21 protein-coding genes are annotated in these 17,186 nt (G+C 60.0%); 10 read left to right on the top strand and 11 right to left on the bottom strand.

The window, feature by feature from the left end:
• The first annotated feature begins 31 nt into the window (after positions 1 to 31).
• The 4 genes from flhA to K3752_RS17345 are packed head-to-tail and all read left to right on the top strand — an operon-like array spanning position 32 to position 4,297.
• Positions 32 to 2,059 (top strand): flagellar biosynthesis protein FlhA, encoded by a 2,028-nt coding sequence (gene flhA / locus K3752_RS17360; RefSeq protein WP_409233623.1) that lies wholly within the window; start codon positions 32 to 34, stop codon positions 2,057 to 2,059.
• Positions 2,056 to 2,829 (top strand): flagellar biosynthetic protein FliR, encoded by a 774-nt coding sequence (locus K3752_RS17355; RefSeq protein WP_170367529.1) that lies wholly within the window; start codon positions 2,056 to 2,058, stop codon positions 2,827 to 2,829. The genes flhA and K3752_RS17355 overlap by 4 nt, the downstream gene beginning before the upstream one ends.
• The gene (gene flhB, locus K3752_RS17350; protein ID WP_260063928.1) at positions 2,826 to 3,914 is read left to right on the top strand and encodes a flagellar type III secretion system protein FlhB; all 1,089 of its coding nucleotides are present in this window, start codon (positions 2,826 to 2,828) and stop codon (positions 3,912 to 3,914) included. Before K3752_RS17355 ends, flhB begins: the two co-directional genes overlap by 4 nt.
• Entirely contained in the window at positions 3,911 to 4,297 is a 387-nt protein-coding gene (locus K3752_RS17345; RefSeq protein ID WP_260063927.1) for a hypothetical protein, read from the top strand. Before flhB ends, K3752_RS17345 begins: the two co-directional genes overlap by 4 nt.
• Positions 4,298 to 4,325: 28 nt before the next feature.
• Here the strand turns inward: K3752_RS17345 and K3752_RS17340 are convergent, their stop codons facing one another.
• The 9 genes from K3752_RS17340 to K3752_RS17300 are packed head-to-tail and all read right to left on the bottom strand — an operon-like array spanning position 4,326 to position 8,883.
• The gene (locus tag K3752_RS17340) at positions 4,326 to 4,838 is read right to left on the bottom strand and encodes a flagellar basal body-associated FliL family protein (RefSeq protein WP_170436431.1); all 513 of its coding nucleotides are present in this window, start codon (positions 4,836 to 4,838) and stop codon (positions 4,326 to 4,328) included.
• A 12-nt stretch (positions 4,839 to 4,850) separates the two neighbouring features.
• Positions 4,851 to 5,579, bottom strand: a complete 729-nt coding sequence (gene flgH, locus K3752_RS17335) for a flagellar basal body L-ring protein FlgH (protein ID WP_260063926.1) — start codon at positions 5,577 to 5,579, stop codon at positions 4,851 to 4,853.
• Positions 5,580 to 5,581: 2 nt separating this feature from the next.
• Positions 5,582 to 5,998: a flagellar basal body P-ring formation chaperone FlgA gene (gene flgA / locus K3752_RS17330; protein WP_260063925.1), complete on the bottom strand. Its 417-nt coding sequence runs from the start codon at positions 5,996 to 5,998 to the stop codon at positions 5,582 to 5,584.
• On the bottom strand, positions 5,998 to 6,783 hold the full coding sequence (gene flgG / locus K3752_RS17325; RefSeq protein ID WP_260063924.1) for a flagellar basal-body rod protein FlgG: 786 nt from the start codon (positions 6,781 to 6,783) through the stop codon (positions 5,998 to 6,000). Before flgG ends, flgA begins: the two co-directional genes overlap by 1 nt.
• 24 nt (positions 6,784 to 6,807) lie before the next feature.
• Complete coding sequence (locus K3752_RS17320; RefSeq protein WP_260063923.1) at positions 6,808 to 7,518, bottom strand: flagellar hook-basal body complex protein; 711 nt, start codon at positions 7,516 to 7,518, stop codon at positions 6,808 to 6,810.
• Positions 7,518 to 7,790 (bottom strand): flagellar biosynthetic protein FliQ, encoded by a 273-nt coding sequence (locus K3752_RS17315; protein ID WP_093963653.1) that lies wholly within the window; start codon positions 7,788 to 7,790, stop codon positions 7,518 to 7,520. Before K3752_RS17315 ends, K3752_RS17320 begins: the two co-directional genes overlap by 1 nt.
• A gap of 3 nt (positions 7,791 to 7,793) precedes the next feature.
• Entirely contained in the window at positions 7,794 to 8,084 is a 291-nt protein-coding gene (gene fliE / locus K3752_RS17310) for a flagellar hook-basal body complex protein FliE (protein WP_260063922.1), read from the bottom strand.
• A 12-nt stretch (positions 8,085 to 8,096) separates the two neighbouring features.
• Positions 8,097 to 8,483 (bottom strand): flagellar basal body rod protein FlgC, encoded by a 387-nt coding sequence (gene flgC, locus K3752_RS17305; protein ID WP_260063921.1) that lies wholly within the window; start codon positions 8,481 to 8,483, stop codon positions 8,097 to 8,099.
• A gap of 10 nt (positions 8,484 to 8,493) precedes the next feature.
• Complete coding sequence (locus K3752_RS17300) at positions 8,494 to 8,883, bottom strand: FlgB family protein (RefSeq protein WP_170438585.1); 390 nt, start codon at positions 8,881 to 8,883, stop codon at positions 8,494 to 8,496.
• A gap of 87 nt (positions 8,884 to 8,970) precedes the next feature.
• On the opposite strand from K3752_RS17300, the gene K3752_RS17295 reads away from it, so the two are divergent.
• The 6 genes from K3752_RS17295 (at position 8,971) to K3752_RS17270 (ending at position 16,213) form a co-directional block, all read left to right on the top strand.
• Positions 8,971 to 10,308, top strand: coding sequence for a FliI/YscN family ATPase (locus tag K3752_RS17295; protein WP_170373241.1), 1,338 nt, complete (start codon positions 8,971 to 8,973; stop codon positions 10,306 to 10,308).
• 93 nt (positions 10,309 to 10,401) lie between these two features.
• Complete coding sequence (locus K3752_RS17290; protein ID WP_260063920.1) at positions 10,402 to 11,241, top strand: flagellar motor protein MotB; 840 nt, start codon at positions 10,402 to 10,404, stop codon at positions 11,239 to 11,241.
• Positions 11,242 to 11,338: 97 nt separating this feature from the next.
• Positions 11,339 to 12,634 (top strand): flagellar hook protein FlgE, encoded by a 1,296-nt coding sequence (locus K3752_RS17285; RefSeq protein WP_260063919.1) that lies wholly within the window; start codon positions 11,339 to 11,341, stop codon positions 12,632 to 12,634.
• A gap of 38 nt (positions 12,635 to 12,672) precedes the next feature.
• The gene (gene flgK / locus K3752_RS17280) at positions 12,673 to 14,112 is read left to right on the top strand and encodes a flagellar hook-associated protein FlgK (RefSeq protein ID WP_260063918.1); all 1,440 of its coding nucleotides are present in this window, start codon (positions 12,673 to 12,675) and stop codon (positions 14,110 to 14,112) included.
• A 2-nt stretch (positions 14,113 to 14,114) separates the two neighbouring features.
• Positions 14,115 to 15,122, top strand: a complete 1,008-nt coding sequence (locus tag K3752_RS17275) for a flagellin (protein ID WP_260063917.1) — start codon at positions 14,115 to 14,117, stop codon at positions 15,120 to 15,122.
• Positions 15,119 to 16,213 carry a flagellar basal body P-ring protein FlgI gene (locus tag K3752_RS17270; RefSeq protein WP_260063916.1) on the top strand — a complete coding sequence of 365 codons (1,095 nt, stop codon included), beginning with the start codon at positions 15,119 to 15,121 and terminating at the stop codon, positions 16,211 to 16,213. The genes K3752_RS17275 and K3752_RS17270 overlap by 4 nt, the downstream gene beginning before the upstream one ends.
• A gap of 50 nt (positions 16,214 to 16,263) precedes the next feature.
• Here the strand turns inward: K3752_RS17270 and K3752_RS17265 are convergent, their stop codons facing one another.
• Entirely contained in the window at positions 16,264 to 16,908 is a 645-nt protein-coding gene (locus K3752_RS17265; protein ID WP_170421031.1) for a DUF1523 family protein, read from the bottom strand.
• Between the two features lie 10 nt (positions 16,909 to 16,918).
• Complete coding sequence (locus tag K3752_RS17260; protein WP_093963662.1) at positions 16,919 to 17,185, bottom strand: hypothetical protein; 267 nt, start codon at positions 17,183 to 17,185, stop codon at positions 16,919 to 16,921.
• Position 17,186 lies beyond the last annotated feature (1 nt).

Below are 17,186 nucleotides of genomic sequence, written 5' to 3'. Positions count from 1 at the left end.
TTCACCCACCGTTATACTGGCGTTGGCCTTGATGACCGTGATCGTCATGATGATCCTTCCAATGCCATCCTGGGTGCTGGACATTGGCCTTGCGGCCTCGTTCGCACTGGCCATCCTGATTTTCACCCTGACCTTGTTCATTGAGCGGCCACTGGATTTCTCGTCCTTTCCAACGATCCTGCTGGCTTCGCTGATGCTGCGCCTGTCGCTCAACGTGTCGTCGACAAAGCTGATCATCGGGCAGGGTCATACCGGGCCCAACGCCGCCGGTGACGTCATCGAGGGCTTTGCCCAATTCGTCATGAGCGGCAGCATCTTCCTGGGCCTCGTGGTGTTCGGCGTGCTGCTGATCGTGAATTTCATGGTGATTACCAAAGGTGCGGCGCGCATGGCCGAGGTCGGGGCCCGCTTCGCCCTTGACGGTATGCCGGGCAAACAGCTTGCCATCGACAGCGACATGTCTGCCGGCGCCATCGACCATCAGCAAGCCAAGGAACGGCGCGAGCTTGAGCAACAGGAAACCACCTTTTTCGGGTCGCTGGACGGGGCATCCAAATTCGTCAAGGGCGATGCAATTGCCGGGCTGCTGATTACCCTGCTCAACCTGGTGATGGGGTTGATCATGGGGGTGATCGTGCACAGTATGCCGGTCGCCTCGGCGTTTGAAACCTATGCGATCCTGACTGTTGGTGACGGGTTGGTCACGCAGATACCGGCTGTCATCATCTCCATCGCATCCGCCCTGTTGCTGGCCCGCGGTGGCACGCAGGGTGCAACCGACACCGCCTTGTTCTCGCAACTGGGGCGGCATCCGGCTGCGCTGGCAACCGTTGCGATCCTGATGGTGCTGTTTGCGCTGGTGCCCGGGTTGCCTTTTCTGCCGTTCATTCTCGGTGGCGTGATCCTGGGCTATGCGGCCTTCGTTGTTCACAAAAAGCAATCAGCTGCCACAGAGGCGGCACAGATGCCGGCTTCGGACGCCGAGCCCAAGGCAACACAAGGCATCGGAGACGTCCTTGACCTCGACGACGTTCACCTCGAATTTGCCCCGGATCTGGTCAGCATGGTGTTGAACCCCGGCACCGGATTGGACGCCCGGATCGCCAACATGCGGACCTACGTGGCGTCGAGCTTTGGATTGATCCTGCCGGAGATCCGGCTGACAGACCGGGCCGACTTGCCGACGGGCACTTACGTCATTCGTGTTCAGGGCGTCGAACAGGCCCGGGGGGTGCTTCACCCCGACCTGATCCTGGCACTGGTGCAGGACGGGCTGGACCTGTTGCCGGAAGGCAATGACGTCACCGAACCGGTCTACGGCGCACCCGCCCGATGGATCCTGCCCAAGGATCAAGAGGCCGCCGCCCTGAGCGGTGCAACCATCGTAACCCCGCCCGAGATTCTGGCCACCCATCTGCTGGAAATCATCAAGCAGAACTTCCCGCGCCTGCTGACCCTGAAATCCCTGCGTCGGCACCTGTCCGAGATGACCCGCCTCAGCGACCCGGTCCGGGCCGAGGCGAACCGAAAGCTGCTGGATGAGCTGATCCCCGACAAGGTTCCGATCGACACCTTGCACGCGGTTTTGAGGCTGCTGCTCGAAGAACGGGTTTCGATCCGCAACATGGCGCTGATCCTGGAAAGCGTGGCCGAAGCGCGGATGACCACGACGCAGCCTGAGGCGATCTGCGAGATCGTGCGCCAGCGACTGGGCTTCCAGCTGGTGGCGGACCTGAAGCGTGGCGACGGCTCGATCCCCCTGATCCAGTTGGCGCCGGAATGGGAGGAGACCTTCTCCACCTACCAGATCGACACTCCGAATGCTGGATTGGATGTGGCGCTGCCCCCCAATCTGTTCAACAAACTGGCCGATGGCGTCGTCACGACGATAACACGCAGCGCGGATCAGGGTGTGTTCCCGGCGTTGGTAACCTCGACGCGGCGGCGCAGGTTGCTGCGTACCATCATACACGCGCGGGGAATTTCGAATCCTGTCCTGTCGTTCGAGGAAATTGGGCTCGAAGCGCGGCCGGCTCTGGTCGGAACGGTGCCGGCGTGATTGAGCTGCCGCCGGACTTGCTGGCTCAGCTGGGAGGCGTGCTGTGGTCCTCATTTGTGGTTTTTCTCAGGGTTTCAGCGCTGGTTTCCCTGCTACCAGCTTTCGGGGAGCGCAGCATTCCAACCCGCGTAAAGCTGGGGGTCGCAATGGCATTCACGCTGGTCGTCGCGCCGTCGGTTTCCGTTGCCGAGCCCGACAGTGGCCTGATGCCGCTGGTTCAATTGATACTGACCGAAATCCTGATCGGCCTGACCTTGGGGATCGGACTTCGGCTACTGGTACTCGCCCTTCAAACCGCCGGGTCGATGGCCGCGCAAGCCACGTCGTTATCGCAGATCCTGGGTGGCGCCGCTGCGGACCCGGCCCCGGCGATGGGTCATTTCTTGACCCTGTCCGGGTTGGCCCTTGCCACACTGATGGGCGTTCACATCCGGGCGGCCCAATTCCTGATCGACAGCTATTCACTATTCCCGGTGGGTGCCGCCCCGATGGCGACCGATCTGTCACGTTGGGGGGTGTCGCAGGTATCGCGCAGCTTTGCATTGGCCTTTGGGCTGGCCATGCCGTTTGTCATTGCATCATTGATCTACAACCTGGCCCTGGGTGTCATCAACCGGGCCATGCCTCAACTGATGGTCGCCTTTGTGGGCGCGCCGGCAATCACCTTTGCCGGTTTGTTCCTTTTGTTCGCGGGAACGCCGATCATCCTTGCGGTTTGGTCTGACGTCCTGTTCCAGTACTTGCTTGATCCGACCGGAGCACCGGAATGAGCAGCACAGACGACGACACTGACAAGTCCTTCGAGGCGACACCACAGAAACTGCAGAAGGCTCGGGAAAAGGGTGAGGTCGTAAAGTCAAATGACCTGTCCGCCGTTGCCGCCTATTCCGGCCTGACAATCGCTCTTTTGGCGGTCGGACAGTTTTCGACCGAACATTTGGGATCATCCCTGATGGTTCTGATTGATCAGGCCCCGGAACTGTCACGGTTGTTGACGTCTGGCATCGCGGCTGCACCGGTCGGCGGGCTGATGGAAAAGGTTGCCGTTTCCGCGGGTATTTTGTTGGCGGTTCCAGCGGCGTTTGTGTTGCTGAACCTCTTGGCACAGCGCGCCCTGGTGTTTGCCCCAAGCAAACTGACGCTGAAGATGTCCCGCATTTCAATCCCATCCAATGCCAAGAACAAGTTCGGTCGTGCCGGACTTTTTGAGTTCCTCAAAAGCTTCATCAAGCTGGTGATCTACAGCATCTGCCTTGCCGTGTTTTTGAAATCCAACCTGGCGGACATCCTGACGGCTGCAGCCAGCCCCGCACGAGCCTCCATCCCGCTGATGATGAAACTACTGTTTCGGTTCCTGTTCATCGTCGTCGCCGTCACGCTGACCATCGGGGTCATCGACTACCTGTGGCAGTATTCCGAGCACATGCGTAAAAATCGAATGTCGCGCAAAGAACTGCAGGACGAGACGAAGGACTCGGAAGGCGATCCGCATGTCAAACAGCAAAGACGCCAGCGCGCGCAAGAGATTGCGACCAACCAGATGATGGCCGAGGTTCCAAAGGCCGACGTGGTCATCGTCAACCCCACCCATTTTGCAGTGGCATTGAAATGGACCCGCGCCCGTGGAACCGCACCCGTCTGCGTCGCAAAGGGCGTTGACGAAGTTGCCGCGACAATCCGCCGAACAGCGATGGAGTCAGGAGTTCCGATTCATTCGGATCCGCCGACGGCGCGGGCCCTGCATGCGACCGTCGAGATCGGAAAGGAGATAACGGAAGACCTTTATCGCCCGGTCGCTGCGGCCATCCGATTTGCCGAAGCCATGCGAAAACGCGCGAAAGGAGCGGTCGGATGACACGCGCGATGCTAAGGGATCTAGCGGCGGTCACGGCGGCTTCTTTCGAAAGAGAGTTTCAGAAACTGAAACCGATACTTGAGGCCGAAAGCCGCATTCAGGCACAGATCAGCGCACTGAACGCGCAGGTCGCCCAAACGGCGTCGGACGCCGCGCAAACCCCTGGGTACCAGATCGCTGGCGCGGACGTCTTGTGGCACGGGTGGGAGTCCAGAACCCGGCGTAACCTCAACACTGAATTGGCGCGCGTCAGATCCCGGAAACTGGCAATGATTGAGGACCTTCGCCGAGCATTCGGCCGCAAACAGGCGGTTGAGTCGTTGCAGCGCGATCAAGAAACCGCGCTGCGCATTGCACGCGCCAGGAAACTGATGAACCAGTAAACCGAAAGCTGAAGCCCGACCTTTGGCGTCAGGTGTCCTGGCGGCTCACGCTCATGATCAAAACACGGGACACGTCATCGCCAAGGTCCTTTCGGGCAACCTCCAACAGAGACCTTCGCAGCACCTCAAGATTGTCCGATTGCGTGAATTCGCCGTCGAACCCACCAATATTCGCGTGATCAAACAGCACTTGAAGAAACCCGTCCCGCAGTTTCGGTTCGATTTCGTAGAACTCCTCCGAGATGCCCGGCCGGGTTTCCAGGCTCAGCGACATGGTCACCAGAGCAGAGATTTCGTTTTCTTCGACGACCGGAACGACGAACTGTTTGGTCAACTTGAGATACTCATAGGGACCGGCCTTGACTGACGTCTCACTGTGGCCGGAGGTTTTGTTCGCCTTGTCTGTTGTCTCCTTGGCGTGGCGCTCCGGCGCTTTGGCATCGGCCTCGGTATCCGCTGGTCCCGGTGTCAAAAAAAGCCCAGCCGCAGCGCCGGCCCCGAGACCTGCAATCAAAAAGAGAACGGGGAGCAGTTTCTTCATCATTTGAACACCTTAGAACGGCAACAGCGCGTCCAGCACCTGTTGCCCGTATCGTGGCTGCTGAACATCCGTGATCTGGCCGCGGCCGCCATAGGACACCCGTGCAGACGCAATCTTGTCATAGGTAATCTCGTTCTGGCGCGAGATGTCCTGCGGACGCACATAGCCAGACACCAGCAGCTCGCGAAGTTCGAAATTCACCCTCAGTTCCTGTGTTCCGGAAATCGACAGGACGCCGTTCGGCAGGACATCGATCACCGTTGCGGCGACGCGCAGTGTCAGCTTTTCCTTGCGTTTCACCGACCCCTTGCCCTTGCTGACTGACGCGGAATCGATCGAAACCGCTTCGTCCAGTGACGCACCATCTGGCAGGTGTTTCGCTGCGCGCTGGGGCAATCCCAAGAGGCCGGGAACCTTGAGATCTTCCGAGCTGCCGCGCGACCGGTTTGTATCGTTCGAGATTTCGGCCTTTTCATCAAGCTCGATCACGACAGTCAGAATATCGCCCTTCTTGATGGCGCGCTGATCACCCAGCAGAGATTGCTGACCCCCACTCCAAAGAGACGCCCGGTCCACGGCGCGCTGGGATTGAGTGTGCAACGGCAAACCCGGCCACAACATTGCCACGTGTTCCGGAGTTTCCGTAGTTGGCGACAGGCTGGGCGGTTTGCCCAGATGGTCCAAACGCCCGCAGGCGGAAAGGGACAGGATGGCCAGCAACAGGGGTCTGGACAGTTTCATGATCAAAATACCTCGATTTGGCCGTCGGGACGGATTTTTCCGGTTACCGTCGTTCGTGACGACAGGTTCATGACTCGGATGCGATCTCCGGCGGCGCCACGGCCCAGCGCGCGCCCTTCGACCGCGATGGACAGTCCGCCTTTCACGAAGACAAGCGTCACCAGATCGTTTCGATCGACCAGGGCGGGAGGGCCGACACTTGCCTTCAGAATTGGCCGACCGGGATACAGAGCGGTCTTGGCTTCCTGCCCGATCAGGTCTGCAGGATCGCTTACCGCGCCGGACGCCTCACCGGATTTCACCTGAATATCAGCGGATTCAATGATCTCCTTGGCCCGGATCGTTCTGGTCGGCACGACTATGTCAGCAAAGGCGGCAACCGGAAGAAGCCACAGCGATATGAAGCCCACGACCCGCATCAGCGTACCTGTGTCGTCGCGCCCATCATCTGGTCGACGGCCGAAATCACCTTGGCATTCATTTCATAGCCGCGCTGCGCCTCGATCAGATCGGTCACCTCACGTACCGCATCAACCGAGCTGTCTTCCAAATAGCCTTGACGCAGCATCCCGAGCCCGTCCTCGCCCGGGGTGCCCTCGATCGGGGCGCCCGAAGCCTCGGTTTCCTTGAACAAGTTGCTGCCGATGGCCTCGAGGCCCTTGGCATTGGAAAAGCTGGCCAGTGTGAATTCCCCCAGCAGTTGCCCTTCCGCGGTGTCGTCAAAATAGGCGTAGACCTCGCCGGACGCGTTGATGGAAATCGACCGCGCGTCGTCCGGGATGGTAATTTCGGGGGCAACCGCAAACCCGTCCGACGTGACGATGAGGCCTTCGGCCGATCGCTTCAGACTGCCGTCACGGGTATAGGCCGACTGGCCGTTTGGCAGAACCACCTCGAGATATCCGCGCCCTTCGATCGCGATGTCCAGGTCACTGCCCGTCGCGGACAACGCGCCTTGGGCCAACTCGACGGTCACGGCCGCGGGACGAACACCCAGACCAAGCTGTATTCCCGTCGGCAGGACAGTCCCGTCCGCGGCGTTCACCGTGCCGGCGCGAGCCATCTGCTGGTAGTGCAGATCCGCAAATTCAGCTCGCCGGGCATTGTAGCCCGTAGTCGACATGTTCGCCAGGTTGTTCGAGATCGTCTCGACCCGCATTTGTTGCGCCGCCATTCCAGTCGCGGCAATTTTCAGGGCTCGCATTTCGGTTTCTCCTGCAGTTTCAGATCAGCGCATCAAGGTCTTCAAGGCGCCGCGGACCCTTTCATCTTCGGCGTCAAGAAAACTCTGACCCAGTTCGTAGGCACGCTGGATTTCGATCAGCCGGGCCACCTGGCCGATGGCGTTGACGTTCGAACCCTCCAGAAACCGGTTCAGAACCACTGGCTGCTCGACCGGCTCGACCTCGCCTTCCGGTTTGAACAGGGTGCTGCCTTCCCGCACCAACTCGGTGCCTTCCGTGGGCTGAACCACCCCGATCTGCCCCAAAGCCTGTCCATTCGCGCTGAGCGTCCCGTCGCCGCCCACATCAATGGTTGCTGCGTCCGGTGGGATGAAGACCGGGGCCCCGTTGCTGTCCAGCACGCGGTGCCCATCCATCGTCACCAGATCGCCATTGGCGTCCGGTGAAAAGCTGCCCGCCCGGGTCAAACGGTTGCCGGACGGAGTTTCAACCAAGAAAAACCCACTGCCCTCGATTGCAAAATCGAATTGCCCACCGGTTTCCGTCAACACGCCCTGTGCAAAAGACGTGTTGCGCGCCTGTGCACGGCTCATGGACAGAGAGGGGCTGCCGGGAAGGTCCCTCACAAACTCGGAAAACACCAAACCCTGCTGGCGGTAACCCGTCGTGTGCGCATTGGCGATATTGTTCGCGACCAAGCGCATTTCGTTCATCAGCCCGGTTTGACGGGACAAGGTAACGTAGGCTGTATCCATCAGCGGCCTCCTGCAATCAGCGGAACCAGTGTTGAGGTGAAGAATGTGACCAGCGTCTGGGTCATGAACCCCATCGAGACCCAGAACACGATGACGATGGCCACCAATTTGGGAACGAAGGTCAGGGTCATCTCCTGGATGGATGTCAGGGCCTGGAACAGGCCCACGGCCAAACCCGTGACCAGCGCGACCGTCAGAATCGGAACTGACGTGATCACGGCAATCCAAAGGGCCTGACGTACGACGTCATAGAACAGACCTTCGCTGAGCATCGTTCAGACCGGCATCCGGAGAATTTCCTGGTAGGCCTCAACGACCTTATTGCGCACCACAACCGCTGTTTCGACCGCAAGTTCGGTCTGGGCCAGTGCCTGCACGAGGGCATGTGGGTCGGCCTGACCAATCATGGCCGCACTGGCAACCTCTTCGCTGTGTTTTAGGGTTGCCGCAAAGTCCTGAAATGATGCGCGCAGCCCTTGTGCCGCGCCACTTGTTCCCGGATCCGCTTGGGTGGCCGGGCGGGCATGCGCATAGCTCTGAGCCGCGGTGATCGATCGGATATCCATTCTGGCTTTCCTTTATTTTCTCAACAATTCCATGAGGCTGGCCGACATCTGTCGGGTCTGGTCGAACATCTTGAGGTTTGCTTCGTAACTGCGTTGCGCTTCACGCGCGTCGGCGATCTCGACCATAAGATCGACATTGGACCCTGCGTAGTATCCGCTGGCGTCCGCTATCGGGTGACCGGGATCATAGATCCGGGGCAACGCCCGCCGGTCCAGCCTGACCCGACCGGCCTGAACCAGATCAGTGCCGTCCTTCTGCACCGTCTCGAAAGGAACCGATTTGCGCCGGTAACCCGGAGTATCCGCGTTGGAGATGTTTTCCGAAACATGGCGCAGGCGCGCAGCCTCCGCCCGCAGCGCGCTGGCGGTGACGGCAAGGGACTTGGAGAAATCGCTCATGACGGCCTCCTCACGCCTTGCCCAGACCGGTGCGCAGGATCCCGATCGAGGACTTGTAGATGGCCAGCGCGCGGTCATGCTGTCGCTTGACCTCGACCGCATTCAGCATTTCTTCTTCAAGCGAAACACCATTGCCATTGGGATCGACGGCGCCGCCGCGCATATGTTCGGCCCAAGTCATGCCGCCCGGCCCGACACCGTTCAAATGACCTTCGCGGGTCGCGCTCATTGCGCTGGTGGCACTGGATTTTTCTAAGGCTTCCGCAAACGGCTCAATATCGCGGGCCCGGTAGCCGGGCGTATCCGCATTGGCCATGTTGCGCGAGATGACGGCCTGCCGTTGTCCGGCGTGGGTTGCCAGGGCGTACGCAACTTTAAAGACGTTCAGGTCCGAGAACATCGGGGCTTCTCCCTCGATCAATTTCAATCAAGGCTTAACCCCGATTCCTTTAGAAACCGTTTTCAGAAACCAATTGGAGCCGACGCCATGTCCGACCTCGATCCCTCGATTCTGAAGTGCCAGTTCGAACGGCTTTCTCCGGTGCGGCACATGGGTCTGGTCGCGGGTGTTTCCGGTGGGGTGATCGAGGTCGAAGGGCTGGCGGAACACGCGCGCATCGGCGACCATCTTATTTTGCAGCGACGCGACGACCAACCGTTGGCCGGCGAAGTGCTGCAGGTCGAGGCCGGGGCTGTTCACATGCTGCCTGGCAGAGCCCCTGACGGCGTGCGCTTGGGGGACCGGGTCTATCTTGAGCCGACTCCGGTTTTTGCACCCGGCTTGCATTGGCTTGGTCGCGTGGTCGATCCCTTCGGCAAACCGCTGGACGGCAAACCGCTTCTGCCCGGGAGGCAGGCCCGCAACGTGATGTCCGCGCCCCCCCGGGCCGTCGACCGCAAACCGCTGGGAGACCGTATGGCCACCGGGTTGGCAATTTTGAACACCCTGCTTCCGATCGTCCAGGGGCAGCGCGTCGGCCTTTTTGCGGGGTCGGGTGTGGGAAAATCAAGTTTACTGGCAACGCTGGCCAGATCCATGCAAGCCGATGCAGTGGTCGTCGCGCTGGTGGGCGAACGCGGGCGCGAGGTGAATGAATTCGTCGAGACCGCGTTGGGCGCCGAAGGTATGGGGCGCTCGATCGTGGTTGCGGCCACGTCCGACCAATCAGCTCTGGCCCGCCGGCGCTGCGCCTGGTCTGCGATGACAGCGGCCGAGTTTTTGCGGGATCAGGGTCTGAGCGTTCTGTTCCTCTGCGACTCGGTCACCCGGTTCGCCGAGGCGCATCGCGAGATCGCCGTCGCCATGGGTGAGGCCCCGTCCCTGCGGGGGTTTCCGCCTTCGGTCACACCGATGATCGCCGGTCTTTGTGAACGCGCCGGTCCGGGAACTGCCGATCAGGGCGACATCACCGCCGTGTTCAGCGTTCTGGTCGCGGGTTCGGACATGGATGAACCGGTGGCCGACATCCTGCGCGGCGTTCTTGACGGGCATATCGTGCTTAGTCGCGAGATCGCCGAGCGAGGGCGCTTTCCAGCCATCGCGCTCAGCCGGTCAGTCTCGCGCTCTTTACCGGCTGCGGCGACACCCGAGGAAAACAAGCTGATCGCTGAAGCCCGCCGGCTGGTCGGAAGCTATGAGCAGTCCGAAGTGATGATCAAGGCGGGTCTGTACACGCCGGGCACGGACCCGCTCCTGGATCAGGCGGTTCGCATCCATGACGAGCTTGACGGCTTTTTCGGCAAACTCGATCCGGACGGAATCCAGAACAGTTTCAACCGCCTTTCGGTCATCCTGCGCCGGGCCAGCGCCGGAATGGTCCAATGAGGGGTCGGCAAAGGTCTAAACAGTTTTAGATATTAAGCCGCCCTTAATCCTCGCCCTGCTAATCCAATGAGTGGGTGAAAAAGGGTGGTTTAGATGGGTGCGCAATCAAATGCGGCGCCGATCATCATCAAGAAGAAGCGCGTTTCGGGTGGCGATGGCCATCACGGCGGCGCCTGGAAGGTCGCGTATGCGGACTTCGTGACGGCCATGATGGCGTTCTTCATGTTGATGTGGCTGCTGAACGCAACGACCGAAAAGCAACGCAAGGGTTTGGCGGACTACTTCTCTCCGACAATTCCGATCAATCCCGTTTCCGGCGGGGGCGACGGGGCCTTTGGGGGCGACAACATGTTCTCGGAGAAAACCATGGTGATGGACGGCTCGGGAGCGACGAACAAGAACCCGACCGAGTCCAAACGCGCGCGAGGTTCGACCGGTGTGGATGCCGATGGCGGCGGGCGCGGCGCGTTCGAAGACTTCTCGTCGCTCGAGGCGCGGCTGCTGGGGCGGTCCGGCGAAAGCATGGTGTCCAAAAAGGCCTTGAAGCATATTGTCACTCGAGTGACGGACGAGGGTCTGATCGTCGAGCTGTTCGATACCGAAGATGAGCCGCTGTTCGAGAGAGGTTCCGATTCTCCGACCCAGATGATGCGTGCACTGGTGCTGCTGGTTGCACGTTCATCGGACATGGTGACCAATTCCATTTCGGTCGAGGGTCACGTTCATTCCTCTCCGGTGGTTCTGGCCCGATATCCGTCGTGGGATCTGTCGACTTCGCGCGCGCAGGTGGTACGTCAGATGCTTCAGGACAAGGGGGTCGGCGCCAAACGGCTTGAACGGATCACGGGTCATGCAGATCGCAAGCTGGCGGTGAAAAACCCGATGGCGGCCCGCAACAACCGGATCGAGATCGTGTTTCTGCGCAATCCCTGAGATCGGAGGATATCTGGCATTTTACTTGTTAGCGCGCTGTTAAGGCCCAGCGCGTTAGCTGTTGCGGGAACGATTGACGCAACAGAAAGGCGTGCCGATGACAATTTCCTCTTCGCTGAATGCCGGTGTGGCCAGCTTGAAGGCCAACGCGAACAGGTTGGCGACCGTATCGGACAATATCGCCAACTCTTCGACCTACGGTTACAAGCGGGTTGAGACGGATTTTCAGTCGATGGTGACGTCGGGCCAGGGCGGAAGCTATTCGGCGGGCGGCGTCCGGACCACCAGCCAGCGACTGATCGATCAGCGCGGCTCGCTGGTTACCACCAACAACTCAACCGACCTGGCCGTGCGCGGCCGGGGCATGCTGCCGGTTCGCCCAAGTTCACAGATCGGCACCGATTCAAACGAAATGCTTCTGACCACCACCGGATCCTTCCGAACCAGCGCGGAAGGGTATCTGGTTACCGAGTCCGGACTTGTGCTGTTGGGCTGGCCCGCCAACGCCGATGGGTCCATTCCCAACGTTTCGCGCGACACACCCGCAGCGTTGCAGCCGGTTCAACTCAGCGTCAATCAACTGTCCGGCTCGCCGACCACCGCAATGAACCTGCGCATGAACCTGCCCGCCACGGCCACCGATGCCGGCGCACCCGGTGACACGCAGCCCTTGTCCGTCGAATATTTCGACAATTTGGGCAAACCCGAGAATGTCGATATCGAGCTTGTCCCGACGGTGCCGGCCGCCGGGTCCAGCAACGAATGGACGATGATCTTGCGCGATTCCGCTTCGGGCGGTGCCGTGATCGGTGAATATACGCTGACATTTACGGACAGCAGAACCGCAGGCGGCACCCTTGCCAGTGTGACCACCGTGTCCGGTGGCACCTATGATCCGACCACCGGCAGCTTTGTCGTCAACGTCGCCGGCGGCCCGATGGAGGTAAATATCGGCCTGATCGGTGACAGCGATGGAATCACTCAACTGTCCGAAACGTTTGCGCCGGTTTCGATCACCCGGGACGGATCCGCAGTCGGAACCATGTCCAGCGTTCAGGTCGATGAAAACGGATACGTCTACGCGCTGTATGACACGGGCGTCACCCGTCGGATGTACCAGATACCGCTGGCGGACGTCCCCAACCCGAATGGACTGACCGCACTCGACAGCCAGACATATGCGCCGTCTCGCGACAGTGGAACTTATTTCCTGTGGGATGCCGGCGAAGGTCCGACGGGCGAATTGATTTCCTTCGCGCGCGAAGAATCGACGACCGACGTTGCGACTGAACTGACGTCGATGATCCAAACCCAGCGCGCCTATTCGTCCAGCGCGAAGGTGATCCAGACAGTCGACGAGATGTTGCAGGAAACAACCAACATCAAGCGCTGATCTGAACCTGCAAAGCGGAAAGGAACGGCCTCATGAGCATGTCAACGGCCCTGAATAACGCGCTGGGTGGGCTGGGCGCGGCAAGCCGCGGCGCAGCCGTCGTCTCGGGCAACATAGCCAATGCGCTGACGCCCGGCTACGCCAAGCGGACGTTGGAGCTGACCACCAACTCTGTTTCCGGCAACGGCGTCAGGGTCGTGGGAATCACCCGCCATCAAGATCCTGTTCTGATGGCGAACCTGCGCGCGGCAACGGCGGATAGCGCGACGGCCTCCGCAATCTCGGAGTTTTACTCGCAATATGAAGCATTGGTCGGTACCCCCGATGACGGCAGATCGATCGCGGTATCTTTGAGCGCATTCGAGAACAGCTTGATCACGGCTGCAAGCAATCCCGGCTCGGTCGAGCGTCTGGATCTGGCGGCGCGCGCAGCTGGGGATTTGGTTGCCGATTTGAATAAAGCGTCCGACGGCCTCAGCAAGATGCGTTCTGACGCGGACCGAACAATCGGGACGTATGTCGAAACACTGAATACGACCCTGAAAGATATCGAAGCGTTGAATGTCAAGATCCCGGCTGTTGAGAACGCGGGCGGCGATATCAATGGGTTGCTGGATCAACGCCAGGTTCTCATTGACCAAGTCAACCAGCTGGTTCCGGTCAATGTCGTGACGCGCGACAACAACCGCGTCTCACTGTATTCCGACGGTGGGCTGATACTGCTGGAAGGATCCGCCGCAGAGTTCGCGTTCTCGGTTACCGGTGATACCAAACCGCACATGACCGTAGGGAACGGACTGCTCTCCGGGCTCGAGCTCAACGGACGGCCAGTCCGCACATCCGGTGATTCCGCACAGATCCGCGGCGGCGCTCTGGCAGCCCAGTTTGACATTCGCGACGTGTTGGCCATCGACGCGCATGAGGACTTGGACGCAGTCGCGCGCGATCTGATCGAACGGTTCGAAACTGCCGGCCTTGACCCGACCGCGATGCCGACTGATCCAGGCTTGTTCACCGATGCCGGCGCCCGTTTCGATGCCACGGCGCCGGCGGGGCTCGCGTCCCGTCTTGAGCTCAACCCGATTGTCGATCCTGATGCCGGCGGCGACAGTTGGAAACTGCGCGCGGGGTTGGGGGCCGTTGCACCCAACGACCCCGGTGAGGCAACCCAGCTGCAGGCTTTTGGCGCGGTATTGACCACGCCGCGCCCTGCCCCGGCTTTCGGCACAGGGGCCCTGCGGGCCAGTGAGGTGTCGGCGGCGCTTTTGTCCAAAGCTGGCACCGCTGCCCATACCGCTCAATCGCGCCAAAGCTACGCATCCAACGCGCAACACCAAATGGAACAGTTAGTGGCCGAGCAAGGCGTGGACAGTGACACCGAGTTGCAGCGCATGATGCAGATTGAACAGGCCTATGCCGCCAATGCGCGGATCATCACCGTTGTCGACGAATTGATGGATTTGCTGCTGAGGATGTAACCATGACCCTGAACTCGATTGGTGATCTGGCCCGCGGTCTGACCTTGCGTGCGCGCAGCACCGAGATCAAAACGCAGATCGAAACCCTGTCCTATGAAATGTCTACGGGTCAAACCGCTGACATTTCTGGGCGTCTCAGTGGCGATTACTCGCATCTGCTGGACCTGGATCGAAAAATTGCACAGCTGGACGCATTCTCTACGGCGACCGCCGAGGCAAATCTGTTTGCTGATGCCACTCAGATCAGTCTCGAGACATTTGAGACCTCGATCGGCGAGGTTTCGGCTTCTCTGCTCGCGTTTGGGACGTCCAACCAAGCGACTTCGCATGCTCAGGCCTCGGCTCAGGCACGCAACGAACTGGACACGATGATTTCTTCCCTGAACACGCGGGTCGGTGGCCGCAGCTTGTTCGCGGGAACCGCCACGGACGCCTCGCCGTTGCAGTCGACGGACACGCTACTGGCTGCCCTGCGAACCGAATTGGCAGGGCTGACAACCCTGACCGATATTCGCCAGGCGGCCGAAGATTGGTTCAATGATCCTGCCGGATTCGAGGCAGTCATGTACAACGGGTCAAACACGACCCTCGCGCCAATGCAGATTTCGGAGACCGAGCGGGTGAACATGCAGTTCACGGCCAATGATCCGAAACTTCGGGATGGATTGCGCAATGTCGCGCTTGCGGCCTTGGCGACGGAGGGCGCGCTGGAATGGCCACCAGACCTGCAGACTGCCTTGTTCACCGATTTGGGCGTGGCTCTGGCCAACACCAAGGATGACGTCGTGACGATGCGCGCTCAGATCGGAGCGGTGCAAGCCCGCATCGAACAGGCCGAAACACGAAATGCGGCGGCCAGGACCAGTTTTGAATACGCGCGCAACGAACTTGTCGCCGCCGATCCCTACGAAACTGCGGCACACCTGCAGACCGTGCAGTTCCAGCTCGAAAGCCTCTATTCGGTCACTGTCCGCAACTCGACCCTATCATTGGTGAATTTCCTGAGATGAGACTTCTGGCCTTCCTTCTGATCATGCTGCCTTCGGTGGCGTTTTCCGGGGCTGTCCGGCTCAAGGATCTGGTGAATTTTGACGGCGTACGCGGCAACGATCTGGTGGGATATGGCCTTGTCGTCGGACTGAACGGAACCGGTGACGGGTTGCGCAATTCCCCGTTCACCGAAGAAATCATGTCGAACATACTGGAACGGTTGGGCGTAAACGTCACTGGCGAGGACTTTCGCCCCAAGAACGTCGCCGCCGTCCTTGTCACCGCCACCCTTCCGCCCTTTGCGCGGGTGGGCGGGCAGATCGATGTGACCGTTTCGGCGATCGGAGACTCCAAAAGCCTGCTGGGCGGCACCCTCGTCATGACACCGTTGAACGCCGCGGATGGGCAAATCTACGCAGTTGCGCAGGGCACCGTTCTGGCAGGTGGTGCAGTCGCCGAGGGCGACGCTGCATCGGTTGTTCAAGGAGTCCCGACATCCGGTGTCATCCCCGCCGGGGCCCGGGTCGAGCAGGAGATCGATTTTGAACTGTCAGGTCTTTCCCAATTGCGGTTGGCCCTGCGCGAGCCGGACTTTACGACCGCAGGCCGGATCGAAGCGGCCATCAATCGCGAGTTCAATCGCGCCGTTGCAGTCATGCGCGACTCGGGCACGGTGGAATTGAGCATCCCGGAAACGCGGGCCCCTTCCACCGCGCATGCGATCGGCCGGATCGAAAACATCCTGATTGAACCCGAAACCAAGGCTCGTGTGGTTGTTGATCAGCGCTCCGGCACAATCGTCATGGGGCAGGAGGTCCGAATCTCACGTGTCGCGGTTTCCCAAGGCAACCTGACACTTCGGGTAGAGGAATCTCCGATCGCCGTTCAGCCCAACCCCTTTGCCAGAGGGGAGACCGTTGTTGTGTCGCGAACCATCGCAGGGATTGAGGAGGACCCCGGCACCGGGTTGGCAGAAATACCCGAAGCGACGACGCTGTCGCAGGTGGTTGCGGGCCTGAACGCGTTGGGCGTGTCTCCGCGGGATATGATCGACATCCTCAAAACCATCAAAGCCGCCGGAGCCCTTCACGCCGAGTTTGTCGTCAGATAGCGGTCCGCATAGGCAGGAAGCCGACTTTCAGGCAAATTCCCGGTTCCGTTCTATTTTGACTTCCAACTGTCCAGCCAGCGCCGGAAGCTGGACCTTCGTTCGTCGATCGCATCCCCAGCGGCGTAGAGACCATCCTCGACGCTTTCAAGCATGGGGTCGATGCGGGCTTCGCGGAACCTGCGCCAACGCACCCAAAGCGCCCAGACGATGGCAAAAAACACGGTCAGGAAAATGATGTTGAACCAGGGAATGATGCGGACGTCCGGTCCTTCGACATGTTTGATGAAGATAGCATTCGGGAAGATCGACAGAAACTCGTTGCGCCAGCCGTAGTGGGTCACGACAACCCAATCCGGATCATCCTTGTCCGAGATTGCGTCGTTGGCTTCGGTGTAAAGGTTGGCGGTATCGAACTTGAAATAGGGTGGCCAACCCCAGCTGGTATCTTCGTTCCGATAGACGATCGGCTTGCCGTTCGCCCGCACGGCTTGGATGAACTGCACATCGCGGTTCGAAAGGCTGGTCGACTGATCATCGGGCTCAGACCAGAAAATGCGGGTCCAATCCGTCAGATCCTGCCGCTCTTCGTAGGTGTTTACGATGCGGACAATGTCGTGCTGCGGCAGCGAGTATTGCAGGATCGCACCCAGCGTGATCCAGAAAAACAGGATGAACGCCCATTTGATGTAGACCATTCCCAAAACCTCACATGTAGTTCACGACATAGATCAGCGCGGCGATCGCCACCCAAGGCACGATATAAACACCCAGGATCAGTTTGCGACGGAACGAATTGTCATAGACGTGCAATCCGCGTTCGACAAAGGCTTCCTTGTTGCCAGTCTTGCCCTTCTCCTCCCACCACGTCTCAAGCTTTTGTCGCCGGACGCGACGCGAGTAAAGAGACAAGGCGAAATAGGCAATCGTCTGAACGACGAGCAGACCGAGAAACAGGCGCATTGCTCCGAACATA

The organism is Ruegeria sp. B32, from assembly GCF_025141855.1.
GTDB classification, from domain to species: Bacteria; Pseudomonadota; Alphaproteobacteria; order Rhodobacterales; family Rhodobacteraceae; genus Ruegeria; species Ruegeria arenilitoris.
Note: the sequence above shows the minus strand (reverse complement) of the source record. Positions and strands in the feature narration are given on the sequence as shown.

Excerpts from the sequence above, each read along its gene's own strand:
- flhA (WP_409233623.1), top strand. The coding sequence starts at position 32 with ATGACCGTGATCGTCATGATGATCCTTCCAATGCCATCCTGGGTGCTG.
- flhB (WP_260063928.1), top strand. The coding sequence starts at position 2,826 with ATGAGCAGCACAGACGACGACACTGACAAGTCCTTCGAGGCGACACCA.
- K3752_RS17345 (WP_260063927.1), top strand. The coding sequence starts at position 3,911 with ATGACACGCGCGATGCTAAGGGATCTAGCGGCGGTCACGGCGGCTTCT.
- K3752_RS17340 (WP_170436431.1), bottom strand. The coding sequence starts at position 4,838 with ATGAAGAAACTGCTCCCCGTTCTCTTTTTGATTGCAGGTCTCGGGGCC.
- flgH (WP_260063926.1), bottom strand. The coding sequence starts at position 5,579 with ATGAAACTGTCCAGACCCCTGTTGCTGGCCATCCTGTCCCTTTCCGCC.
- flgA (WP_260063925.1), bottom strand. The coding sequence starts at position 5,998 with ATGCGGGTCGTGGGCTTCATATCGCTGTGGCTTCTTCCGGTTGCCGCC.
- flgG (WP_260063924.1), bottom strand. The coding sequence starts at position 6,783 with ATGCGAGCCCTGAAAATTGCCGCGACTGGAATGGCGGCGCAACAAATG.
- K3752_RS17320 (WP_260063923.1), bottom strand. The coding sequence starts at position 7,518 with ATGGATACAGCCTACGTTACCTTGTCCCGTCAAACCGGGCTGATGAAC.
- K3752_RS17315 (WP_093963653.1), bottom strand. The coding sequence starts at position 7,790 with ATGCTCAGCGAAGGTCTGTTCTATGACGTCGTACGTCAGGCCCTTTGG.
- fliE (WP_260063922.1), bottom strand. The coding sequence starts at position 8,084 with ATGGATATCCGATCGATCACCGCGGCTCAGAGCTATGCGCATGCCCGC.
- flgC (WP_260063921.1), bottom strand. The coding sequence starts at position 8,483 with ATGAGCGATTTCTCCAAGTCCCTTGCCGTCACCGCCAGCGCGCTGCGG.
- K3752_RS17300 (WP_170438585.1), bottom strand. The coding sequence starts at position 8,883 with ATGTTCTCGGACCTGAACGTCTTTAAAGTTGCGTACGCCCTGGCAACC.
- K3752_RS17295 (WP_170373241.1), top strand. The coding sequence starts at position 8,971 with ATGTCCGACCTCGATCCCTCGATTCTGAAGTGCCAGTTCGAACGGCTT.
- K3752_RS17290 (WP_260063920.1), top strand. The coding sequence starts at position 10,402 with ATGGGTGCGCAATCAAATGCGGCGCCGATCATCATCAAGAAGAAGCGC.
- K3752_RS17285 (WP_260063919.1), top strand. The coding sequence starts at position 11,339 with ATGACAATTTCCTCTTCGCTGAATGCCGGTGTGGCCAGCTTGAAGGCC.
- flgK (WP_260063918.1), top strand. The coding sequence starts at position 12,673 with ATGTCAACGGCCCTGAATAACGCGCTGGGTGGGCTGGGCGCGGCAAGC.
- K3752_RS17275 (WP_260063917.1), top strand. The coding sequence starts at position 14,115 with ATGACCCTGAACTCGATTGGTGATCTGGCCCGCGGTCTGACCTTGCGT.
- K3752_RS17270 (WP_260063916.1), top strand. The coding sequence starts at position 15,119 with ATGAGACTTCTGGCCTTCCTTCTGATCATGCTGCCTTCGGTGGCGTTT.
- K3752_RS17265 (WP_170421031.1), bottom strand. The coding sequence starts at position 16,908 with ATGGTCTACATCAAATGGGCGTTCATCCTGTTTTTCTGGATCACGCTG.
- K3752_RS17260 (WP_093963662.1), bottom strand. The coding sequence starts at position 17,185 with ATGTTCGGAGCAATGCGCCTGTTTCTCGGTCTGCTCGTCGTTCAGACG.